This window comes from Lutibacter sp., from assembly GCF_041555395.1.
GTDB lineage: Bacteria > Bacteroidota > Bacteroidia > Flavobacteriales > Flavobacteriaceae > Lutibacter.
The window spans coordinates 1-22311 of sequence record NZ_JBFFKM010000042.1 but is presented as its reverse complement, the minus strand read 5'-3'; the positions used below and the strand labels follow the sequence as shown (position 1 = coordinate 22311).

The 22311-nt window shown below is 33.6% G+C and carries 20 protein-coding genes; 16 read left to right on the top strand and 4 right to left on the bottom strand.

All coding sequences use genetic code 11. From position 1 onward, the window contains the following. Positions 1–22: 22 nt before the first annotated feature. Positions 23–1057 (bottom strand): tRNA (adenosine(37)-N6)-threonylcarbamoyltransferase complex transferase subunit TsaD, encoded by a 1035-nt coding sequence (tsaD, locus tag ABY285_RS09455; protein ID WP_372769411.1) that lies wholly within the window; start codon positions 1055–1057, stop codon positions 23–25. 163 nt (positions 1058–1220) lie between these two features. Between tsaD and ABY285_RS09450 the strand changes: the two genes are divergently transcribed. The 5 genes from ABY285_RS09450 to ABY285_RS09430 all read left to right on the top strand — a co-directional run bounded on the left by ABY285_RS09450 (position 1221) and on the right by ABY285_RS09430 (position 9308). Next, a complete protein-coding gene (locus ABY285_RS09450; RefSeq protein ID WP_372769409.1) occupies positions 1221–5582 on the top strand; it encodes a translocation/assembly module TamB domain-containing protein in 4362 nt (1453 codons plus the stop codon). Beyond that, positions 5575–6477, top strand: a complete 903-nt coding sequence (locus ABY285_RS09445; RefSeq protein ID WP_372769407.1) for a sugar phosphate nucleotidyltransferase — start codon at positions 5575–5577, stop codon at positions 6475–6477. Before ABY285_RS09450 ends, ABY285_RS09445 begins: the two co-directional genes overlap by 8 nt. A 77-nt stretch (positions 6478–6554) precedes the next feature. After that, positions 6555–7541 (top strand): 6-phosphofructokinase, encoded by a 987-nt coding sequence (pfkA, locus tag ABY285_RS09440; protein WP_372769405.1) that lies wholly within the window; start codon positions 6555–6557, stop codon positions 7539–7541. A 101-nt stretch (positions 7542–7642) separates the two neighbouring features. After that, on the top strand, positions 7643–8638 hold the full coding sequence (gene gap, locus ABY285_RS09435; RefSeq protein WP_372769403.1) for a type I glyceraldehyde-3-phosphate dehydrogenase: 996 nt from the start codon (positions 7643–7645) through the stop codon (positions 8636–8638). 307 nt (positions 8639–8945) lie between these two features. Next, a complete protein-coding gene (locus tag ABY285_RS09430; RefSeq protein WP_372769401.1) occupies positions 8946–9308 on the top strand; it encodes a methylglyoxal synthase in 363 nt (120 codons plus the stop codon). Between the two features lie 3 nt (positions 9309–9311). On the opposite strand, the gene ABY285_RS09425 is transcribed toward ABY285_RS09430, so the two are convergent. Both ABY285_RS09425 and ABY285_RS09420 read right to left on the bottom strand, forming a co-directional pair. Continuing rightward, the gene (locus ABY285_RS09425) at positions 9312–9692 is read right to left on the bottom strand and encodes a RidA family protein (RefSeq protein WP_372769399.1); all 381 of its coding nucleotides are present in this window, start codon (positions 9690–9692) and stop codon (positions 9312–9314) included. A 302-nt stretch (positions 9693–9994) separates the two neighbouring features. Then, entirely contained in the window at positions 9995–12628 is a 2634-nt protein-coding gene (locus tag ABY285_RS09420) for a putative LPS assembly protein LptD (protein WP_372769397.1), read from the bottom strand. Between the two features lie 240 nt (positions 12629–12868). Between ABY285_RS09420 and ABY285_RS09415 the strand changes: the two genes are divergently transcribed. The 10 genes from ABY285_RS09415 (at position 12869) to ABY285_RS09370 (ending at position 20200) form a co-directional block, all read left to right on the top strand. Beyond that, positions 12869–13984: an N-acetylmuramoyl-L-alanine amidase gene (locus ABY285_RS09415; protein WP_372769395.1), complete on the top strand. Its 1116-nt coding sequence runs from the start codon at positions 12869–12871 to the stop codon at positions 13982–13984. A gap of 62 nt (positions 13985–14046) precedes the next feature. After that, the gene (locus tag ABY285_RS09410) at positions 14047–15006 is read left to right on the top strand and encodes an MlaD family protein (RefSeq protein WP_372769393.1); all 960 of its coding nucleotides are present in this window, start codon (positions 14047–14049) and stop codon (positions 15004–15006) included. Positions 15007–15066: 60 nt separating this feature from the next. Further along, positions 15067–16365, top strand: a complete 1299-nt coding sequence (locus ABY285_RS09405) for a 4Fe-4S dicluster domain-containing protein (RefSeq protein ID WP_372769391.1) — start codon at positions 15067–15069, stop codon at positions 16363–16365. Between the two features lie 33 nt (positions 16366–16398). Beyond that, positions 16399–16845 carry a phosphoheptose isomerase gene (locus ABY285_RS09400; RefSeq protein ID WP_372769389.1) on the top strand — a complete coding sequence of 149 codons (447 nt, stop codon included), beginning with the start codon at positions 16399–16401 and terminating at the stop codon, positions 16843–16845. Between the two features lie 28 nt (positions 16846–16873). Beyond that, the gene (locus ABY285_RS09395) at positions 16874–17653 is read left to right on the top strand and encodes a (Fe-S)-binding protein (RefSeq protein ID WP_372769387.1); all 780 of its coding nucleotides are present in this window, start codon (positions 16874–16876) and stop codon (positions 17651–17653) included. A 36-nt stretch (positions 17654–17689) separates the two neighbouring features. Beyond that, positions 17690–18592 (top strand): 1,4-dihydroxy-2-naphthoate octaprenyltransferase, encoded by a 903-nt coding sequence (menA, locus tag ABY285_RS09390; protein WP_372769385.1) that lies wholly within the window; start codon positions 17690–17692, stop codon positions 18590–18592. 36 nt (positions 18593–18628) lie between these two features. Further along, positions 18629–18808 carry a hypothetical protein gene (locus ABY285_RS09385; RefSeq protein ID WP_372769383.1) on the top strand — a complete coding sequence of 60 codons (180 nt, stop codon included), beginning with the start codon at positions 18629–18631 and terminating at the stop codon, positions 18806–18808. Between the two features lie 21 nt (positions 18809–18829). Further along, on the top strand, positions 18830–19171 hold the full coding sequence (locus ABY285_RS09380; RefSeq protein ID WP_372769381.1) for a hypothetical protein: 342 nt from the start codon (positions 18830–18832) through the stop codon (positions 19169–19171). Positions 19172–19282: 111 nt separating this feature from the next. Next, positions 19283–19963 carry a metal-dependent hydrolase gene (locus ABY285_RS09375; RefSeq protein WP_372769379.1) on the top strand — a complete coding sequence of 227 codons (681 nt, stop codon included), beginning with the start codon at positions 19283–19285 and terminating at the stop codon, positions 19961–19963. Between the two features lie 15 nt (positions 19964–19978). Then, entirely contained in the window at positions 19979–20200 is a 222-nt protein-coding gene (locus ABY285_RS09370) for a hypothetical protein (RefSeq protein WP_372769377.1), read from the top strand. Between the two features lie 145 nt (positions 20201–20345). Here ABY285_RS09370 and ABY285_RS09365 read toward each other — a convergent pair whose 3' ends face one another. After that, a complete protein-coding gene (locus tag ABY285_RS09365; RefSeq protein WP_372769375.1) occupies positions 20346–21245 on the bottom strand; it encodes a sterol desaturase family protein in 900 nt (299 codons plus the stop codon). Between the two features lie 75 nt (positions 21246–21320). On the opposite strand from ABY285_RS09365, the gene ABY285_RS09360 reads away from it, so the two are divergent. Continuing rightward, the coding region (locus ABY285_RS09360) for an o-succinylbenzoate synthase (protein ID WP_372769373.1) at positions 21321–22311 on the top strand (991 nt) is incomplete at its 3' end.

Genomic DNA, 22311 nt, shown 5'->3' with positions numbered 1-22311 from the left:
TAGGCACTCCAAACTTTAAGTACTAATTTTCATTTACTTTTAACCGTGCTGTTGTAGTTGTTGTTTCATTTGAAAAATCATTTTCCAAATACTTCAAATAGCCCACAATGGCAATCATTCCGGCATTATCGGTAGTATATTCAAATTTTGGAATATAGGTTTTCCATCCAAATTTTTCTTCGGTGGCTTTTAAAGTTGATCTAATTTCCGAATTTGCGCTCACACCACCGGCAATGGCAATATGTTTAATTCCGGTTAATTCAACAGCCTTTTCAAGTTTATCGAATAGGATTTCAACAATGGTACGTTGAATGGAAGCACAAATGTCATTGAGGTTTTCTTCAATAAAATTTGGATTTTCCGTTACTTTTTTCTGAATAAAATAGAGAATTCCGGTTTTTAATCCGCTAAAACTAAAATTTAAATCGGCCATTTTTGGTTTAGAGAATTGAAAAGCATTCGGATTTCCAAGTTTCGCATATTTATCTACAAACGGACCGCCGGGATATGGCAATCCCAAAATTTTTGCCGATTTGTCGAAAGCTTCCCCAACAGCATCATCCATTGTTTCACCAATAACTTCCATAGTAAAATAACTGGTAATTTTCACAATTTGCGTATGCCCGCCGCTGATTGTCAAACACAAAAAAGGAAAAGGCGGTTTTTGCTGATTTTCGTCTTCAATAAAATGAGCCAAAACGTGGGCCTGCATATGATTTACCGGTATAAGCGGAATGTTTAGCGCCAATGAAAGTGACCTCGCAAAAGAGCTTCCAACCAATAAAGAACCCATTAATCCGGGTCCGCGCGTAAAAGCGATTGCATTTATGTCTTTTTTGTCGATATTTGCTTGTTGAATTGCTTGCTGAATTACGGGAACAATATTTTGTTGATGTGCACGGGAAGCCAATTCAGGAACAACGCCTCCATATTTGGCGTGAATTTCTTGGTTTGCAACAACATTTGTCAGTACTTTGCCATTGCAAATTACGGCAGCGCTGGTATCGTCGCAAGACGATTCAATACCAAGAATATATATAGATTTATTTTTGACCATCAGTAACATATAAAGGCACGAAAATTGCCATTAAAATGCAAATTTAACGCTTATCAAACGAATTAAAAAAATAGTTGTAAAAATACTGCTTATCCTTTTGCTTTTATTGGCATTGGTCAGTTTTTTATTGTCTCTTTCTTCCGTGCAAACAAGGCTGGGGAAAATGGCTACCGATTATTTAAGAACAGAGTTTAATGTTGACATAAACGTAGAGAAAGTTGATTTATCTTTTTTGGGAAGGGTTGATTTAAATGATGTGTTGGTGAAAGACCATCATGCAGATACGTTAATTTATGTTCACAATTTAACAACATCTGTTTTAAGTTATAGAGATTTGATGAACTTAAAGTTTAATTTCGGTCAAATTTCTTTGGAGGAGTTCATTTTAAATATGAAAACGTATAAGGGTGAAGAAGATGATGCCTTTACAATATTTATAAATAAGTTCGATTCCGAAACGGTAACCGATGAACCATCCGGATTTTTGCTAACGGCAAGAAGGTTAAAATTAGTGGACGGTTATGTTGAGCTGGTTGATGAAAATAAGGAAAATAACAAACCGTTATTTTTTAAAGAAATTATTGGAACCGCCAAAAATTTTAAAATTGACGGTCCAAATGTTTTTGCAGATATCAGCAAATTTCATTTTATTGAAAATCATCAAGTAGAAGTTCAAAGTCTGTCAACCAATTTTTCCTATTCAAAAACAGCAATGAGTTTTTTGAATACCCAATTAGAAACAGAAAAATCTTCCATTTCAGCCGATATAAAATTTACCTATGTTAGAGCCGATTTTTCCGATTTTAACAATAAAGTAATGTTGAATGCCGATGTTAAAAAAGCGGATGTGTCAATGCTGGATTTAAAAAAGTTTTATGATGAATTGGGAACGAATGATGTACTTCATTTTTCAACAAAAATATCGGGATATCTTAATGACTTTAGGTTGAAGAATCTTGAAATGAATTCCGATAAGCAGGCATCTATTATAGGGAATTTGAATTTTATAAATTCATTTAATAACGAAAACGGATTTTCATTGGCCGCTGATTTAACAAAATTAACGTCAAATTATGACCATTTAAAATCTCTGCTTCCAAATATATTGGGAGAAAAGCTCCCTTCATCTTTTCAAAAATTTGGGCAATTTACAGTAAGTGGTTTTGCCTATATTACGGAAGATTTAATTAATACTGATATCAAAATGCAAACTGATATTGGTAGCTTGATTACAGATTTGGAACTGACGAATATCGGTAATATTGACAATGCTTCTTATTTTGGCCATATCAAAATTATTGATTTTGAATTGGGTAAAATTTTAAATGATTCTATAATTGGCCAGCTTTCTATGGAAGCTAATATTGACGGAAAAGGTTTTACTTTAGAAAAAATGAATACTTCTGTAAAAGGACTAATTTCTGAACTTCAATTTAAAGACTACAATTATACAAGTATAAACTTAAATGGTGTTGTAAAAAACAAACATTTTGATGGTGAAATGGAGGTGAATGATGATAATATTAAGTTAAACTTTAAAGGACTGGCCGATTTTTCGAAGAAAAGATACACGTTCAATTTTAAAACAGTTGTTGATTATTTAGATTTAAATACGTTGAACCTCTTTAAACGCGACAGCATTTCTAAAATTAAGGGAGATATTGAAATTAAAGTTAAGGGAAATACCTTAGATGATTTAGCAGGAACCATTGATTTTAAAAACTCATTATACATCAATCAAAAAGACAGTTATTTTTTTAAAGATTTCAATATAACTTCGTCATTTGAAGACAGCGTTAGAACCGTAACAGTGAATTCAACAGAAATTATAGATGGCTATTTAAAAGGTAAATTTAAGTTTGGTGAATTGGTTAAATTAACTAAAAATTCAATTGGTAGTATTTATTCAAATTACAAGCCTTTTATAGTTACTCCTGGCCAGGAACTGAATTTTAAATTTAAAATTTACAACAAAATAGTTGAAGTTTTTTATCCGGAAGTAACGCTTTCGGCGAATACATTTATTGCCGGAAATTTAAATTCTGACGATAATTTGTTTAGGCTAAACGTTAAATCGCCAGAAATTACAGCATTTAAAAACTCCATTGATTCTCTGAATTTACAAATCGACACAAAAAACCCACTGTTTAATACGCAACTTTCAGTCGCTAAAATAAATACAAAACAGTACAATATATCTAAATTGCAATTAGTGAATATTACGCTTAGTGATACTTTATATTTTAGAACTGAGTTTTTTGGCGGGGACAACAATACGGAGAATTATAATTTGGCATTTTATCATACTTTTAACAAAGAAAATAAATCGGTTTTCGGACTTCAACAATCAAATTTCACTTTTAAAGATACCAAGTGGATTATCAATCCTGAAGATAATTTTGACAATAAACTGGTGTATGATGATAAAACAAAAACATATGATATCAGCCCGTTTTTAATCACTTCAAAAAAGCAAAAAATTGAATTTTTCGGACAAATAAGGGATACTATTTCAAAAGATTTAACCTTTAAATTTGAAAAGGTGAATCTTGCCACTGTTACCCCGGAAATTGATAGTTTAAAATTAAATGGTGTCTTAAACGGCTCCCTGAATTACAAACAATTAAATGATGTCATAAAGCCAACCGGAAATTTTTCAATAGCTGATTTTAAAGTTAATAATTCCTATCAGGGGAATTTAAAAGTGGCTATTGAAGGCAAAAATTCAATAAGAAATTATGGTGTCAATATTTCATTGGAAAGAGACAACAGCATTAACCTTTCAGCGGTTGGAGATCTTGATTTTACACCTAAAAATCCAACCATTGATGTTGAGGTAGAATTTCAGGAATTTAAGTTGGATGCATTTAGTCCCTTAGGAAAGGATGTTTTTTCAAATATCAGGGGTTTTGCTTATGGAAATGTCCATTTAACAGGCTTGCTTAATAACCCTGCAATGGAGGGCGAATTGTTTTTGGATCAGGCAGGTTTGTATTTTCCTTATCTAAATGTGGATTATGATTTTGAGGGAACCAGTGTTATTTCGTTAAAAAATCAAACTTTTAATCTTGAAGATGTTCAAATTAAAGACAAAGCATTTAGTACAAGAGGAAAATTAACAGGAAGCATCAGTCATGTAAATTTTGAAAAATGGAGATTGAATTTAAACGTAAATACCAAAAATTTATTGGTGCTCAATACAATTGAAAAAGAAAATTCAGTTTATTACGGTACCGGATTTTTAGAAGGATATGCCTCTATATTTGGACCTACAGATAAGTTGGTTATCGATGTTGTTGGCAGAACTAAAAGAGGCACGTACCTTACAATTCCTATCAGTGACGTAAAAACGGTTGAATCTTCTCAATTAATTCGCTTTATCAATAAAAGCAATCCGGAAGAAAATGAAGAAACAAGAAGGGCATTTATTTCCGAAAAACTAAAAGGACTGACTTTAAATTTTAATATTGATGTGACTAAAGATGCTGTTGTAGAAATGGTTTTGGACAAAGCAACAGGCAGTTTTTTAAAAGGAAGCGGAACGGGAAATATGCAAATTTCACTTGACACTAAAGATAAATTTGAAATGTATGGCGACTTTATTGTGGACAATGGTGTTTACAATTTTAAATATGGCGGATTTATCAATAAACCCTTTATTGTAAAAAGAGGCGGAAGCATTTCCTGGAGCGGCAATCCGTTAACTGCCGATATTAATATTGAAGCTGTTTATAGGGTTTCTGCAAATCCAAGATCGTTATTGGAAAATATTTCCTCAAGCAGAAAGATTCCTATTGATTTGGTCACCCGTTTTTCTGGAGAATTATTCAATACACAAAGAGAATTTGATATTGAGATCCCGAATGCAAGTTCAACAGTGGCTTCAGAGTTGGCATTTAAGTTGAACAACGATAATTTAAACAGTAAAACAGTGCAATTTATTTCATTGTTAATTTCAGGAAGTTTTTATAATGAAAGCGATTTAAGTGTTAACAGCAATACTGCTTTGTATGGAACCGGTTTTGATATCCTTTCAAATGCCTTCGACAATATTTTTAACCAGGGAAATAATCGTTTTAAACTCAGACCTGAATATACAGTTGGAGAAAGAGGCAACGTGGACAATTTAAATATAGAAGACCAATTGGCCATTGGTTTAGATTATCAGTTAAATGAAAGAATTATTATCAACGGTAAAGTAGGTGTTCCTATGGGTACCGGCAGCCAGACTAATATTATTGGGGAAGTAAATGTTGAATTTTTATTGAATGAAGAAGGAAGCTTGCGGTCATCAGTATTCAACCGCCAAAATGAAATTCAGTATTCTCAAGAAGAAGAAGGATATACACAAGGAATAGGGTTAAGCTATCAAATAGATTTTGATAACGGTAAAGAATTGCTGCGAAAATTAGGGTTAAGAATAAAAAAACAGAATGATTCAATTAATGGTTTAAAACCTCTTGATACGATTGAAATGATAGATAAATTATTAAAATTTAAAAATAAAAATAAAAAAGATGAATAAACCAACATTGGTAATTTTAGCTGCCGGAGTAGGCAGTCGCTATGGCGGATTAAAACAATTGGACACGTTTTCAGAACAAGGAGATACCATTTTAGATTTCTCAATATATGATGCCATTAGGGCTGGATTTGGCAAAGTTGTTTTTATTATCAGAAAAAATATTGAAGCAGATTTTAAGGCGTTTTTCGACAAAAAATTAGCAGGTAAGATTGATGTGGAATACGTTTTTCAGGAATTGGAAAATATCCCGGAAAAATACAGAGATAACAATCGCGAAAAACCTTGGGGAACAGGTCATGCCTTATTGATGGCCAAAGGGGTTGTAAAAGAAAATTTTGCAGTAATCAATGCCGATGATTTTTATGGAAGCGATGCTTTTAAAGTAATGGCTGATTCCTTAAAAGAAATGGACCCTGAATCCACCGATTTTAATATGATGGGCTATGTGTTAAAAAACACCATTTCCGATTTTGGATCTGTATCTAGAGGCGAATGCAGCGTAGATAAAAATGATTTTTTAACAGGCGTTACCGAAAGAACACATATTGAAAAGGTAAATGGAGTACTTAATTATAAAGATGAAAATGACCATTTATTTCCAATTTCAGAAGAAACCATAGTGTCTATGAACTTTTTCGGATTTACACCAAAATACTTTGAGTTGTCGGAGTCTTTGTTTGAAGAATTCTTGGTAAAAAACTACAAAGAACCTAAAGCGGAGTTTTTCATTCCATTGGTCATCAACCATGTTATTGTCAATAAATTGGCAACTATGAAAGTTTTAAAATCTAATGCACGCTGGTTTGGGGTTACCTATAAACAGGATAAAGATTATGTGACTTCCGAAATTCAAAAATTGAAAGACAGTGAGATCTATCCAATTAATTTATGGTAGCCATACATCATCATGGGAAACAGCAAGCATAAAACAATTTTTATTTAAAATTTAATTATAATTTCGCCTTTCATTTTATGGGAAACAAAGTAAAAAAAATAGGATTAATGACTTCTGGTGGCGATGCTCCTGGGATGAATGCCGCAATTAGAGCAGTTGTTAGAGCCTGCACTTATTACAAAGTTGAATGTGTTGGTATTTATAGAGGCTTTCAGGGAATGATTGAAGGAGATTTTGAACCGCTTACGGCACGTCACGTCAGTAATATCATAAACAGGGGAGGAACCATACTAAAAACGGATCGTTCTAAGGAATTTAGAACTAAAGAAGGACGAAAAAAAGCCTATGATCAGCTTAAAAATGCAGAAATTGATGCTTTGGTGTTAATTGGGGGTGATGGAACTTTTAATGGAGGAATTGTTTTTAACAGCGAATATAATTTTCCCTGTATTGGAATTCCCGGAACAATTGACAACGATATTTTTGGAACAAATTATACCATTGGATATGACACTGCTTTAAATACCATTGTTGAAGTAATAGATAAAATTAGAGATACCGCAAGTTCACACAACAGGTTGTTTTTTGTGGAGGTTATGGGACGTGATGCAGGTTTTATTGCATTAAATGCCGGAGTTGGTGCAGGAGCAGAGGAAATCTTAATTCCGGAAGAGAATTTGGGGTTAGAACGGTTGCTGGAATCCTTAAAACGCAGTAAACGTTCAGGGAAATCATCAAGTATTGTGGTGGTGGCCGAAGGTGATAAAATTGGAAAAAATGTATTTGAACTGGCCGATTATGTAGAAGAAAATTTGCCGCAATATGAAGTTAGGGTTTCTGTGTTGGGGCATATGCAAAGGGGAGGCGCTCCAAGCTGTTTTGATCGTGTTTTGGCAAGCAGGCTAGGTGTAAGAGCAGTAGAATTGTTACTGGACGGTAAAACCAATTTAATGGTGGGTTTAATCAATAATAAAGTTGAAACCATTGAACTGAAAAAAGCAGTGAAAGGCCGTCACGAAATTGACAAAGAATTATTGCGCGTTAGTGATATCATGTCCATTTAATAAAAAAATAACAATCTCCTAATTATCTGTCGAGGCTACTTTTTGTGAATAAAATAAAAGACAGCATTGCGGGATTTGAAGATTACAGCAATTTAAATTGAATGATTAAAATAGGAATAAATGGTTTTGGAAGAATAGGGCGCCTGGCTTTTAGAACTGCAATTAATAAAGAAAATATTGAAGTAGTCGCTATAAACGATTTGCTTGATATTGATCACTTGGCCTATTTACTAAAATACGATTCGGTGCACGGACGATTTAAAGGAACCATTGAGGTAATAGACAAAACAATGGTTGTAAACGGAAAACCAATTCGGGTTACAGGCGAAAGAAATCCGGAAGATATTCAATGGGGAAAAGTAGGTGTAGATTTTGTTATTGAAGCTACAGGATTATTTACCGATAGAGATAAAGCAATATTGCATCTTAAGGGAGGTGCAAAAAAAGTAGTGATTTCAGCACCGTCAAAAGATGCTCCAATGTTTGTAATGGGCGTAAACCATACAAAACTTTCCAAAGACGAGCTCATTTTTTCGAATGCCTCTTGTACTACAAACTGTTTGGCGCCAATTGCGAAAGTGTTGCATGAAAATTTTGGAATTATTGAAGGCATTGTAACCACCGTTCATGCGGTGACTGCAAGCCAAAATACAGTTGACGGTCCCGAAAATCAATGGCGCAGAGGTCGATCTGCTTTAAATAATATGATTCCCACCACCACAAATGCTGCAAGTGCGGTAACTAAAATTATGCCTGAATTACAAGGTAAATTATTGGCGATGGCAATAAGGGTTCCTGTTGCAGATGTTTCATTGGTCGATTTGACGGTAAGGTTGGAAAAAGCAACTTCTTATCAGAAAATTAAAGAGGCGATGAAAAAAGCATCTGAAAATGAATTGAAGGGGATTTTGGGATATACCGAAGATGAGGTGGTTTCGCAGGACTTTGTATCAGAGCCACAAACTTCAGTTTTTGACGCAGCTGCAGGATTAGAGCTCAATAAAAATTTTTATAAAATTATTTCTTGGTATGATAACGAATTTGGATATGCAACTAAAATAATTGAACTGATTGAATATGCTTCATCTCTGGAATAAGAAAAAATGACGTTTAAAAAAACGGTTCAATCTCAAAACTTTTAGATTAAACAAAATTATTTTTATAACATAATAATTAACTGGTTTAAACTTTTTTGATTGAAGCGAAAAACAGGAGTTTTTTGATCAATTGAAGGTTTTTTTAACTGCATAGTATCGCTACGGAGTCCAAAAAAGACAAAAGTGAGTAAAAAATAACATTTTGTAGCCAATTGGAAAAAGTTTAAACCAGTTCATTAAGCCACAATGAGGTCTTTACATAAAGCTTAGAGCTTTGCGCTTAGAACTTAAAACTCAATAATAAAATATGGAAATAGCAATTATTGCCCATGATGGTAAAAAAGCCGAAATGATTCAATTTTTAATGGATTTTAAATCTTTGATTATGGCGAAAAAAATTAAGTTGGTCGCAACAGGAACTACCGGTAAAAATGCTGAAAAGGCAGGGTTTGAAGTGGAGAAATTTTTATCCGGACCTTATGGTGGTGACGCTCAAATAGCAGCGCGTGTCGCAGAAGGAAAAACAGATATGATTTTCTTTTTCAGGGATCCGCTTGGTATGCATCCCCATGAACCGGATATTGCGATGTTAATGCGTTTATGTGATGTCCATAATGTTCCTTTAGCAACAAATCCGGCAACTGCCGAACTATTAATAAAATCTGTTTAAGTTTTATATAACAGCAATCATAGATATTTCAACATTTACAAACTTAGGTAAATTACCAACTTCCACTGTTTCTCGTGCAGGTTCATTGCCAGCTTCAAAATATTTACCATAAATGGAATTTATTTTTGAAAAATCGTTCATGTTTTTAATAAATATCGAAGTTTTTGCTACGTTATCAAAAGTCATTCCGGCTTCAGCCAAAACGATTTTTAAGTTTTCCATAACTTGTTTGGTTTCCTCTTCAATGGTATTTGTGACCAATTCACCAGTTTTAGGATTGATGGCTATCTGACCGGAAGTGTATAAAGTATTTCCTGCCAATACTGCCTGATTGTAGGGTCCAACCGGTGCCGGAGCATTGCTGGTATTAATTATTTTTTTCATAATCTGTAATTATATTTAAAAAGTTAAAATAAAAATGAGAATAAAGACCAAAGGCCAAAGACTCAAAATCAAATATACCAATAATCCAATATACTAACAATACAAAACACCAACAATCCAAAATGCCAAAAAGGATTAACCGCAAAGGGCGCAAATTTTTACGCAAAGTACGCTAAGCATTGAGGATTTTACTTAAAAGTTAAAATAGAATAGATAAGAGAATATAGATAAGAGAATAAAGACTATAGACCAAAGATTCAAAATCCAATATACCAAGAATCCAAGATACTAACAACTCAAAACTAGAATAATCTTCTATCCGGAACTTGTCTCTTATCGTATTTTAAATCACTAAGCATAGATGATTTTACACCAATAAAAAAGTAATAGGTTTGTCTTTCTCCAAAAGGAACCCAGTTAAAATTAAGTTTCCAGCTATCCAAATCACGTGAAAAACGCAATTGGGTATAGGTAAATCCTTGATTTTTTATGTCGTAACCTGATGAAACGCCAACATTCCATTTGGGTGTCAATTCAACATCTCCAGAAAACATAAGAGAATTTGAAGAAATTTCTTGTTGTCTGTTGGAATTATTATAATTTAAAGAATACGCTAATTTTAAAGTCCAGGGTATTTTTGATTGGTATAGTTTGGTTTCTTTAACTTTATTCTTGTCTGAAGCCTTATTGTCAGCTTGCTTATTGGTAACATCTAAATCTTCACCAAAAATGCCTTCAGAGTTGTTTTCTTGTGCGTTTTTTTCTTCTGCAGATTTCTTGCCTTTATCATCTTTTTTACTTGAAAGTGAATAATTCATGGTGACACCTGCGTTGGTAAGTCGGAATAAACTGCCTCCGTTATTGATGTTAAACGTATTAATTTTTCTGCCGTTTGCGTCAATGGCATAAGGATCCAAAGTTGCCCTAACATTAAGACTTAGTTTGTCTTTGAAAATTTTTGTACCAGCATTTACGCCAACCGGACTCCATTTTAAAGAATCGGCCGCCATATTATAACTAGTATTAAAATTTAAATTGTTGAGTAAAATAATCTTTTTAGCTTCAGTTTCCGTTGAATCTTTTTTTCTGACTTTTGCTTCTAAGTTGTTAGCCAATGAAAAATTTAAACTATTTGAAATACCGGTTCCCGGGCTTCCATAGATTCCATTTTGAAAAGGAGAATACTCCAGATAATCATTTGGATCTGCAGTTTTTTGCACACGCTCATTATAGCTGCTAAAATCTGGCCTATAGCTATAGGAAACGCTTGGTCTTACAACGTGACGTATTGCCTCAAGACTCCCTTTTTTAAATTTAAACATCCCATAAAACGTGGTAGATAATGAAACTGCTCCCGAATATTCCCTAAAGGAACTAAAGCCGGTCACGGTATCAGTAACAACAGCATTATTCACATCATCAAAAGTTTTGCTAAGTCGGTCAAAATACCAAACTTCTTTATAGTTAGCGCTTGGTGAAAGTGTAAAAAACTTTAAAGCTTTCATATTTGTGTTTAAAGAAATATTTTGTTGGATACCCGATTTGGCATCCTGAAACATCTCTTTTTTGAAGAATAAAGAATCCTGAGTCTTAATTCTGTTGTCTCCTTTTAATGAGTAAGTCAATCCTGTTTTTTGAAGGGCATTTGTTTTAGCCCCGTTTTTACCTGTAAACGGATAAATTCTATCCATATTAACTTGCAAAGAAGGAAGCGTCATGTTTATTTCTTCCGTATTTGTATTTTGTGAATGCGTAACGGACATGGACATGTTAAAAGGCGTTCCCACAAACTTTTTATAATAGGAAACAGATGAGCTTAGGTTGTTATTTAAGAAAGCGTTGGTATTGTATTCATTAAGGGATTCTCTATAATATTTGCTGCTTCCCAAATTAACGGAAGCTGAAAACCTTGAATTTGGACTTGCTTTTGTGTCTTGCCTATGGCTCCATCGAATGTTGTAATTGGTTGATTTTGAATAATCGTCAAAACCTCTAAGGCTATTGATTAAGTTTTCATATTTAAAATTAAAATTTCCTGAAAACCGGTAGCGCTTCGCATATCCTGATTCAGCCCTCATTCCCCAGCTCCCATTGGTATAAATGTCGCCCAATAAAGCCAAATCAAAATTATCGTTAACCACAAAATAATATCCGCCATTTTGTAAAAAATACCCTTGTCTGCTATTTTCACCCCAAGTAGGCATTAAAACCCCAGAAGTTCTCCCTTTGGTTAAAGGCACATAGGCAAAAGGCAATACAAGTGGCGTGGGAACATCGGCAATTACTAACTGACTAGCGCCCGCCACTAATTTTTTATCCTGAATAAATTTGGCTTTTTTGATATCAATATAGTAATCGGGATGTTCTTTTTCTGAAGTAGTAATTTTTATATTTTTTATAAAAACTACGGAATCATTGTGTTTTTTACTGACTTCCCCTCTAATAATAATCCCTTGCTGTTCGGTTCTTAATCCCCAAATCTTAGCTTTTTCGGTTTTGAAATTAAATTTTATCGTATCTTGGGTAGATTCTTCAGAGCCCTGTTTAAACACCGGACGTTGAGAATAGCTCCCAATGCTGTCTTTAATTCCTTTTGCAGTAATAATGCTGGTATTGTTGTCTATTTCTATAAATCCGGCGGTTAAGTCGATATCATTATAATTGACATGTGCGTTTTTGTATAACAATACTTTTTTGTTTTTCAAATCTTGCCTAATTAAACTATCGGCATTATGGACAATAATACTTTCAAGAAATTCTTTGGGTTTGGCGATTGAATCTTTTGGCTTTAGGGACAATGAATCTTTTGATATTAAAGCCAATGAATCTTTTATGGAAATTTTTATGGTGTCTTTAAGCTTAACCTTAAAATTTTCGGAAGATTTTTCCTTAATTTCTTGAGTGTAAGCGGTAAAATTGACAATACTAAAAATCATGATCAGTAAAAATAAAAAACGGCTATTTTTACAAGGCTTTTTAATAATGAATTTTTTATAAAAATGTCTTTTAAATTGGGTTGATAGCATAAGTTTTTTTACATTAGCTTCCTAAATAATCAACCACATTATTGATTGGTTGTAAATGTATGGCTTAATATTTGAAACACAAATATCAGTCGCCAAAAATAACTAAAATTATTGATGAACTCACGACTCTTAATTAAAAATAAAAGTACAATGAAGCATAGTGTTTTTTTGGTGTTTTTTATGGCGTTTCTATTTAATAGTCATTCGATTATTGCTCAAAAAAAGGAGTTTATTGTAGTTTTAGACGCCGGCCATGGCGGAAAAGATCCTGGCAAAGTAGGGCAAAATCATGCCAAAGAAAAGGATATCGCCTTAAATATTGTATTACAGGTTGGTGAAATATTGGAAAAAGAAAAAGGAATTAGCGTTGTTTATACCAGAAAAACAGATGTATTTGTTGATTTATGGGAGCGCGGAAGAATTGCCAATAAAGCAGATGCAGATTTGTTTGTTTCCATTCATTGCAATGCACATAACTCACAAGCATCGGGTGCTGAAACCTGGGTGTTGGGAACGCATGCCAATCGTCAGAATTTTGAAGTTGCAAAGGCTGAAAACTCAGTTATTTTACTGGAAGACAATTATGAAATGAAATATAAGGGATTTGACCCACATTCACCGAATTCCGTAATTGGCTTAACGCTTATGCAAGAAGAATATCTTGATCAAAGCATTCAATTGGCAAGTATTATTCAGGAAGGACTTACAAAAAATTTAAATCTATTGGACAGAGGTGTGAAACAGGCAGGTTTTGTAGTATTACATCAAACCTATATGCCAAGTGTTTTAATTGAAACAGGTTTTTTAACGAATACAGTCGAGGGACACTTCTTAAATTCCATAAATGGACAGGGCAAATATTCTAATTCAATTTCTTCCGATATTATAAAATACATTCAGCAGATAGCATTAAATACGGTAGGCAATACCAATGTTGCTAAAAGTGAAACCAACACTGGGGCAAAAAGCACAGCTTCCACTGCCAATAATGCAAGTCATATTTTTAATAATATTGAATTTAAAGTACAAATTGCTTCGGGTTCCAATAAAATACCAACAAAATCCTATAATTTTAATGGACTCAGCAATATTGAACGTGTTAAAGTTGACGGCAGTTATAAATATTATTTGGGTAATACATCCGATTATAATGAAATAAGAAAGATACAAGAATTTGCTAAATCTAAAGGATATTCGACTGCTTTTATTGTGGCATTTGAAAACGGAAAAAAAATATCTGTTGAAGATGTTTTTAAAAAATCATAGCATGTTTTTTTTACAACTCCCAAAAATAATTAGTAATATTGCTACAATTAAATTGAATTGATTTGAAAATCACCAGAGAGTTAAAAACAGGCATTGTTGCCGTAGCTGTTATCGCCTTATTTATATGGGGATATAATTACTTAAAGGGCCTTAATTTATTTGATGCCGCTTCAAAAACTTATTTTACCGAATATAGTAATGTGGAAGGCCTAAACACTTCTAGTGTCGTTACTTTAAATGGCTTGGAAGTAGGTAAAGTTATTGAAGTAAAATTCAATGATAATCCCGCGAAACAAGGTTGGTTAACCGTTGAGTTTAGTGCTGAAACGGATTTGGAGTTTTCAAAAAACAGCATTGCTAAAATTTACAGTGCTAGTTTAATGGGAGGGAAATCATTGGCAATTGTACCTTCCTATGAGGGAGAAACCGCAAAATCCGGAGATTTTTTCAAAGGTGAAATAGAAGCGGATGTTATAACTTCAGTAACTGAAAACTTAAAACCACTTTTTGCAAAGGTTGAAAATGCCGTTACAAGTGCAGACTCTGTGTTGGTTGGCTTAAATGAAATTATGGATGCCAAAACCAGGGCCGATTTAAAATCGAGTATTGCACAGTTAAATGCCACAATTTCAAACTTTAATGCCATTTCCAAATCAGTAAATGAAATGGTGGAGACAAATAAAGTTAAAATAGGCAATACGTTAACCAACGCAGAGTTAATGACTAGTAATTTTGCGAAACTCTCAGATTCCTTAGCGAATTCAAACCTTGGAGCTACTATTAAAAATTTAGAAACTACCGTAAATAATTTAAACGGGATTTTAGCAACTGTTGAATCGGGTGAAGGAACTTTGGGTAAATTATTGAAAGATGAAGGGATGTATAATAACCTTACGAGCGCTTCAAAAGAATTGGATGAATTATTGCGCGAAATGAAATTACATCCAAAACGTTTTGTGCACTTTTCTTTATTCGGAAAAAAGGAAAAAGCTTACGTACCTGAAACTAAACAGGAAGAGTAACGTGTAATAAGCTGTTATTCAAAAAATTAAAATATTGAAAATAACAATAAACTAAAATGTATGAATTATATTGATAACCTTGTGTTTGCAATTATTTTAATTATTGGAATTGGGTTTTTTATAAAAAACAGCAAAAAAATTATCAGAAATATCAAACTAGGCAAAAACATTGACAGATCCGATTTGCCGAAAGAACGTTTTAATAATATGCTGAAAATTGCTTTTGGGCAATCAAAAATGGTAAAACGTCCTATCGCCGGTATTTTACACATCATAGTTTACGCAGGTTTTATCATTATCAATATAGAAGTTGTTGAAATAATAATCGACGGGCTTTTTGGAACACATAGGGTTTTATCGTTTTTAGGAGGTTTTTATAGCTTTTTAATTGGATCTTTCGAGATATTGGCGCTTTTAGTATTGGCATCAGTAATTATATTTTGGATTCGTAGAATGGTTTTACAAATTCCGCGTTTCTGGAATAAAGAAATGAAAGGCTGGCCCAAAAATGATGCATTGAACATTTTATATTTCGAAATGGTTTTAATGTCATTGTTCTTAATAATGAACGCGACAGATGTCCATTTTCAGGAAATGGGTTTTGGGAATCCTATAAGTCAGTTTTTAGCACCAATTTTTGATGGATTAACATTCAATAGTTTACATATTATTGAACGCACAGCTTGGTGGTTTCATATTGTTGGTATTTTTGTGTTCTTAAATTATTTGTACTATTCAAAGCATCTTCATATTTTATTGGCATTCCCAAATACTTATTATGCAAATTTGAAACCCAAAGGACAGTTTACTAATTTAGAAGCTGTGACCAATGAGGTAAAATTAATGATGGATCCAAATGCCAACCCTTATGCAGCTCCAGAAAATGGAGAAGCAATTCCCGAAAAATTTGGAGCGAGTGATGTGGCTGATTTAAATTGGGTGCAATTAATGAATGCTTATACTTGTACTGAGTGCGGAAGATGTACTTCTTCATGTCCTGCAAATATCACCGGAAAAGAACTATCTCCTCGTGCTATTATGATGAAAACAAGAGACAGATTGGAAGAGGTTGGGGCAAACATTGATAAAAATGGCAAATATATTGATGATGGCAAACAATTATTAAACGATTATATCATGCCGGAAGAAATTTGGGCCTGTACAAGTTGTAATGCATGTGTGGAAGAATGTCCCGTAAATATTGATCCGCTATCAATTATTATTGATTTACGCCGATATTTGGTGATGGAACAATCGGCAGCGCCACAGGAATTGAACAGTATGATGACTAATATTGAAAACAACGGCGCTCCTTGGCAATACAACCAAATGGATCGCCTTAACTGGAAAGACGAATAAAATTACTAACTAAAAACATTAAAATCTTTTATCATGAAAAATGAGGATGTAGAAAAATTATTGCACGAAAAAGTAGAGGAAGGACTGCATATCAGCCCAATCTTGCCTGAAGGAATAAAAAATTATTTGATTGATATCGACGGTACGGTTGGGGAAGATATTCCAAATGAAGAGCCTGAACGCATGGTAACGGCAGAAGCCTATCCAGATGCCATTAAAACTTTGAATAAATGGTATGACGAAGGCCATATAATTTTCTTTTTTACGTCAAGAACGGAAGCACATCGTGAAGTTACTGAAACTTGGCTAAAAAAGCACGGGTTTAAATATCACGGTATGTTAATGGGAAAACCAAGAGGCGGCAACTATCATTGGATTGACAATCACTTGGTTAAAGCAACCCGTTATCGTGGTAAATTTACCGATTTAATCAATAAAGAAGTAACAATACAGGTGTTTGACGATGGCCAGCATGAGTAATAAAAAAAATATATAAAAAAGTAATCTTATGAATGTACCTACAATGGCTGAAATGACGGCACAAGGCAAACAGCCGGATGTTTTATTTTGGGTTGGATGCGCCGGAAGTTTTGACGACAGAGCAAAAAAAATCACGAAAGCTTTTGTGAAAATTTTAAATAAGGCAAATGTTGAATTTGCTGTTTTGGGTACAGAAGAAAGCTGTTCTGGAGATCCTGCAAAAAGAGCGGGAAATGAATTTTTGTTTCAAATGCAGGCAATGACCAATATTGAAGTGCTCAATGCCTATGAAGTCAAAAAAATAGTGACTGCTTGTCCGCATTGCTTCAATACGTTAAAAAATGAATATCCTCAACTTGGTGGAAAATATGAGGTATATCATCATACCGAATTCTTAAAATCTTTATTGGATGAAGGAAAAATCACCATAGAAGGCGGAAAATTTAAAGGCAAACGCATTACTTTTCACGATCCCTGTTATTTAGGAAGGGCAAACGATATTTATGAAGCGCCACGCTCTTTGATTGAAAAACTAGAAGTTGAGTTGGTTGAAATGAAGCGTTGTAAAACCGACGGGCTTTGTTGTGGTGCCGGTGGCGCCCAAATGTTTAAAGATGCTGAAAAGGGGGAAAAAGAAATTTATGTTGAACGTACAGAAGAGGCCTTAGAGACAAAACCAAATATTATTGCCACAGGCTGTCCTTTTTGCAATACAATGATTACAGACGGGATAAAAGCAACTAACCAAGAAGATAGCGTTCAGGTATTGGATATTGCGGAATTAATTGCCAACGCCGAAGATTTATAAATTTCTCTGAAAAACAGCTATTGAAAAAATTGGACCATGTTTAAAATCTATGTGAAAGCTGCTCGCTTAAGAACGCTGCCTTTGTCCGTTTCGGGAATAATTGTAGGAAGCTTTTTGGCAGCATCTCATGGCTATTTTAATTGGGTGATTTGTGTGCTGGCATTATTAACTACGATTGGCTTTCAAATTATTTCCAACTTTGCCAACGATTATGGCGATGGTGTAAAAGGAACCGACAATAACGATAGAATTGGGCCAAAACGTGCCATTCAAAGCGGAGAAATTTCACCGAAACAATTGTTGAAGACCATTAAAATAACAAGTTTTTTAACTTTGTTTACCGCTATTTTACTTATTTACACTGCTTTTGGTAAAGACGATTTTGTAAACTTGCTGGTGTTTTTTGTTTTGGGAATAGCAAGCATAGCAGCGGCCGTTAAATACACTATGGGTAAAAGAGCTTATGGATATAGCGGATTCGGAGATTTTTTTGTATTCCTATTTTTCGGATTGCTTAGTGTTTGCGGTAGTTATTATTTATTCGTAAAACAGTTGGACTTAACCATTTTTTTACCGGCCTGTTCAATTGGTTTTTTGAGTATTGGGGTGTTAAACTTAAACAATATGCGAGATAGCGTATCGGATGCTAAATCTGGGAAAAACACCATAGTGGTAAAAATAGGAGTTGGGTTTGCCAAATACTATCATTATTCTTTGTTGATTGCTTCATTTTTGTTTGCCTCATTCTATTCATTTGTTTTTTATAAATCTTGGCATCAATTAATATTTATTCTGGCGTATATTCCAATTGGAAAACATTTTTTGGTGGTTTATAGAAATAAAAGACCCGTACTTTTGGATCCGGAATTAAAAAAATTGGCATTAAGTACTTTTTTGTTTGCAATATTATTTGGTTTGGGTATGTTTTTAGTGTCTTAAAGTTACGGAATTGGTGCTTCTGTATTTCATTCTTTTATGGAAGATTATATTTATGGCGTGGTTAATACCAATATTCCAAGAAAATTTATGCCAACAACGCCACCAATTTACGCCAAACAATTTATCAATATTGATAAAGCCTCACAAACCGGTTTTGAATTTAATTTTAATGTGCAGGCAACAGAAAAGTTATCATTTACCTCGGAAATTTCTTAGACGCGCGCCCAAAATGAAGATTTGGATGAGCCATTGGCGCAAATTCCTCCTTTTATGGCAAATTTGGGCGTTAAGTTTGAAGAAAATAAATTTTGGATAGCCATAAATTCAAGATTGGTAGCAAACCAAAGTCGAATTTCTGCTTCATTTATGGAAGAAGAAACTCCGGGTTTTGGAACATTGGATTTAAGAGCCGGAGTAAAACCGTTCCCTAATTTTTCAATTGGATTTGCGGTTTTAAATATTTTTGATAAAGCGTATTATGAACATTTAAACTATTCTTATCAGAATTCAAATACCTCATCAGGACATATTTACGAAACAGGTAGGGATTTCACTACCTATATCAAGTATAATTTTTAAATATTAGACTGTACTTATTTGTTTGTTTAAAACCACGGAAAATTATTTTTTCGTGGTTTTTTTGTGGATTTATTTTATTAAATTGCAGTATATCTTCAAACTAAACTTAACATGAAAATCACTTATTTAGGTCACTCAAGTCTGAGTATCGAAACAAAAGACAAAACACTATTAATTGATCCTTTCATTTCAGGGAATGAATTGGCCAAAAAAATCAAAATCGATAAATTACAAGCCGATTACATTTTAATCACGCACGCGCATCAGGATCACATTTTAGATGTTGAAGTCATTGCCAAACGCACCGGCGCCACAGTGATATCCAATTTTGAAATAGTCACCTATTTTGAAAGTAAAGGAATTAAGGGGCATCCCATGAATCACGGCGGAAAATGGACATTCGATTTTGGAACAGTGCATTATACAAATGCCGTTCATTCCAGTTCTTTTCCCGATGGAAGTTACGGTGGCCAACCTGGTGGTTTTGTTATAGAAACGAGTAATCATAGGATATATATCGCCGGTGACACTGCTTTAACTTACGATATGAAATTAATTCCTCAAATAATAGGTGAACTCGATTTGGCAATTTTACCAATTGGTGATAATTTTACGATGGGCGTGAATGAAGCTATCATAGCGTCTAAATTTTTGGGTTGCAATAAAGTTTTGGGTGTTCATTTTGATACTTTTGGCTACATTAAAATAAACCATAAAGAGGCGTTTGAAAAATTTGCGAATGCAAAAAAAGAACTATTTTTATTACCAATTGGAAGTAATATAAAAATTTAATATAAAAGGTAAAAAATGAGTACGTATAAAATTATTGGAATTGTTTTAATTGTTTTAAGTCTGGGCTTAGGTTATTTAGGTTTAAACAAAATAAGTGATAATTCAGCATCAATTGAAGTATTAGATTTAAAAGTTGATATGTCAAATAGTGCAGGAAAAGAACAAGGATATATTTATGTTGGGTTGGCAGTAGTTCTATTGGGAGGAGGATTATACGTTTTGAAAAAGGAAAAATAAACTGAAAGAAATCGGAGGTTTTATGAAACTATTTGCTGATTTTTTTCTCAAATAAAATTCCAAAATTAGTACGTTGGAAAAAGGATTAATATTTTAATTATAAAATTCTTCAAGGTTGGTATCGAAGGATATATAAATAGTATGGTTAAAAATATTTATTTTTTAACCACTCGTTCCTTAAATCATTTGAAGAAATTCCTGAGCCGTCGTGTTTCCATCCTGGTGGTTTAATAAAATAGCCTAGCTTTTTTGTAAAAGTAGTTTTTGCTGAAATTGCGTCTTTGAAAACGTCAATCCATTCGTGAAATGCAATTTTTATAGGATTGTAGGTGTCTATATTTGAAGTTAAACCGAAAACAACTTTTTCTTCTTTTAATTCAGATTGAAAAGTGCCGAACAGTTTGTCCCAAACAATTAAAATTCCCGCATAATTTCTGTCCAGATACAATGGGTTCGACCCATGATGGACTCTGTGGTGTGAAGGCGTGTTGAAAACAGTTTCAAACCAACGGGGCATTTTATCAATTAATTCGGTATGAATCCAATATTGATAAATTAAACTGACAGCCATTTGCGTAAAAATCATTAAGGGATGAAAACCTAAAATTGGCAAAGCCAGATAAAAAATAAAGGTAAAAAATCCGCCAGTCCATGTTTGTCGTAAAGCAGTACTTAAATTGTATTTTTGAGAAGAATGATGGATAATGTGTGAAGCCCAAAAAAACCGGCTTTCGTGCCCTATTCTATGTGCCCAGTAATAGCAAAAATCATCAGCAAACAAAATGATAAACCAAGCCCACCAAGTAAAGGGAATGGTTGTCATTCTAAAATTTTCATATAAAATAGTGATGACAAAAACCACTGCCAATTTGCTTAGCAAATTAACCAAAACATTCCCAACGCCCATTGCCAAAGAAGCAAAAGTGTCTTTTATATTATAGGCTTCCGGGTCTTTTTTGAAAATGGAGATTCCTTCAATAAAAACCGTTACTATAAAAAAAGGAATCGCGTAATAAATTAAATTTGGTATATGCGGCAGGTCCATAAAACAGTTTTAATTTCTTTTGCCAATATAAAATAAATTTTCAAATAGTTGTATCTTTCGCATTTAATAAAATGAATGAAAGCATATTTTCAAAAATATATTCTAAATTTTAAAAAGGCAAGCGGAACATCAAGAGGTGTTTTGCGCATCAAGGAAACCTATTTTTTTAAAGTAGTAGATGGTGATAGGGTTGGTTATGGAGAATGTGCTGTTTTTAGGGGATTGAGCATTGATGACCGGGAAGATTATGAGGCCAAGTTAATTTGGCTGTGTAAAAATATCAACAGAGTTTTTGATGAATTAATGACGGAGCTCATTGAATTTCCTTCCATTCAGTTTGGTTTGGAGCAGGCACTTTTGTCGGTTAAGCAAAAAAATCCTTTTGAATTATTTCCTTCAAAATTTACCCAATCAGAAGATGGAATAAAAATAAACGGTTTAATTTGGATGGGAGATGAATCTTTTATGCGACAACAAACCAAGGATAAACTGAATTCAGGCTTTTCAACCCTTAAATTGAAAATTGGCGCCATCGATTTTGACACGGAAATCGCTTTATTGAAAAGTATAAGGAAAGAGTTTTCTTCTGAAGAAATTGAAATTAGGGTGGATGCCAATGGCGCATTTAAACCTTCGGAAGCTTTGGAAAAACTAAAAAGATTGTCGGATTTGGAAATTCATTCTATTGAACAGCCGATAAAAAAAGGTCAAATTGATGAAATGGCTCAATTGTGTTCAAAAACACCATTACCTATTGCTTTGGATGAAGAATTAATTGGCATTTTTGATGTAACGAAAAAGCAAGAATTACTAAAAGCAATAAAACCACAATACATTATTTTGAAACCCAGTTTGGTCGGTGGATTTAAAGGAAGTTCAGCGTGGATTCAACTTGCAGAAAAACAAGATATTGACTGGTGGATTACCTCAGCGCTGGAAAGCAATATTGGGTTAAATGCCATTGCACAATGGACATACACCTTAAAAAATAAAATGCCTCAAGGTTTGGGTACTGGAAGCTTATTTACCAATAATTTTGAAAGTCCGTTAGAAGTAAAAAACGGTC

What these genes read in the sequence shown, in the direction of transcription:
- tsaD (WP_372769411.1), bottom strand. Translation starts at nt 1,057, where the DNA reads ATGGTCAAAAATAAATCTATATATATTCTTGGTATTGAATCGTCTTGC.
- ABY285_RS09450 (WP_372769409.1), top strand. Translation starts at nt 1,221, where the DNA reads ATGGCTACCGATTATTTAAGAACAGAGTTTAATGTTGACATAAACGTA.
- ABY285_RS09445 (WP_372769407.1), top strand. Translation starts at nt 5,575, where the DNA reads ATGAATAAACCAACATTGGTAATTTTAGCTGCCGGAGTAGGCAGTCGC.
- pfkA (WP_372769405.1), top strand. Translation starts at nt 6,555, where the DNA reads ATGGGAAACAAAGTAAAAAAAATAGGATTAATGACTTCTGGTGGCGAT.
- gap (WP_372769403.1), top strand. Translation starts at nt 7,643, where the DNA reads ATGATTAAAATAGGAATAAATGGTTTTGGAAGAATAGGGCGCCTGGCT.
- ABY285_RS09430 (WP_372769401.1), top strand. Translation starts at nt 8,946, where the DNA reads ATGGAAATAGCAATTATTGCCCATGATGGTAAAAAAGCCGAAATGATT.
- ABY285_RS09425 (WP_372769399.1), bottom strand. Translation starts at nt 9,692, where the DNA reads ATGAAAAAAATAATTAATACCAGCAATGCTCCGGCACCGGTTGGACCC.
- ABY285_RS09420 (WP_372769397.1), bottom strand. Translation starts at nt 12,628, where the DNA reads ATGATTTTTAGTATTGTCAATTTTACCGCTTACACTCAAGAAATTAAG.
- ABY285_RS09415 (WP_372769395.1), top strand. Translation starts at nt 12,869, where the DNA reads ATGAAGCATAGTGTTTTTTTGGTGTTTTTTATGGCGTTTCTATTTAAT.
- ABY285_RS09405 (WP_372769391.1), top strand. Translation starts at nt 15,067, where the DNA reads ATGAATTATATTGATAACCTTGTGTTTGCAATTATTTTAATTATTGGA.
- ABY285_RS09400 (WP_372769389.1), top strand. Translation starts at nt 16,399, where the DNA reads ATGAAAAATGAGGATGTAGAAAAATTATTGCACGAAAAAGTAGAGGAA.
- ABY285_RS09395 (WP_372769387.1), top strand. Translation starts at nt 16,874, where the DNA reads ATGAATGTACCTACAATGGCTGAAATGACGGCACAAGGCAAACAGCCG.
- menA (WP_372769385.1), top strand. Translation starts at nt 17,690, where the DNA reads ATGTTTAAAATCTATGTGAAAGCTGCTCGCTTAAGAACGCTGCCTTTG.
- ABY285_RS09385 (WP_372769383.1), top strand. Translation starts at nt 18,629, where the DNA reads ATGGAAGATTATATTTATGGCGTGGTTAATACCAATATTCCAAGAAAA.
- ABY285_RS09375 (WP_372769379.1), top strand. Translation starts at nt 19,283, where the DNA reads ATGAAAATCACTTATTTAGGTCACTCAAGTCTGAGTATCGAAACAAAA.
- ABY285_RS09370 (WP_372769377.1), top strand. Translation starts at nt 19,979, where the DNA reads ATGAGTACGTATAAAATTATTGGAATTGTTTTAATTGTTTTAAGTCTG.
- ABY285_RS09365 (WP_372769375.1), bottom strand. Translation starts at nt 21,245, where the DNA reads ATGGACCTGCCGCATATACCAAATTTAATTTATTACGCGATTCCTTTT.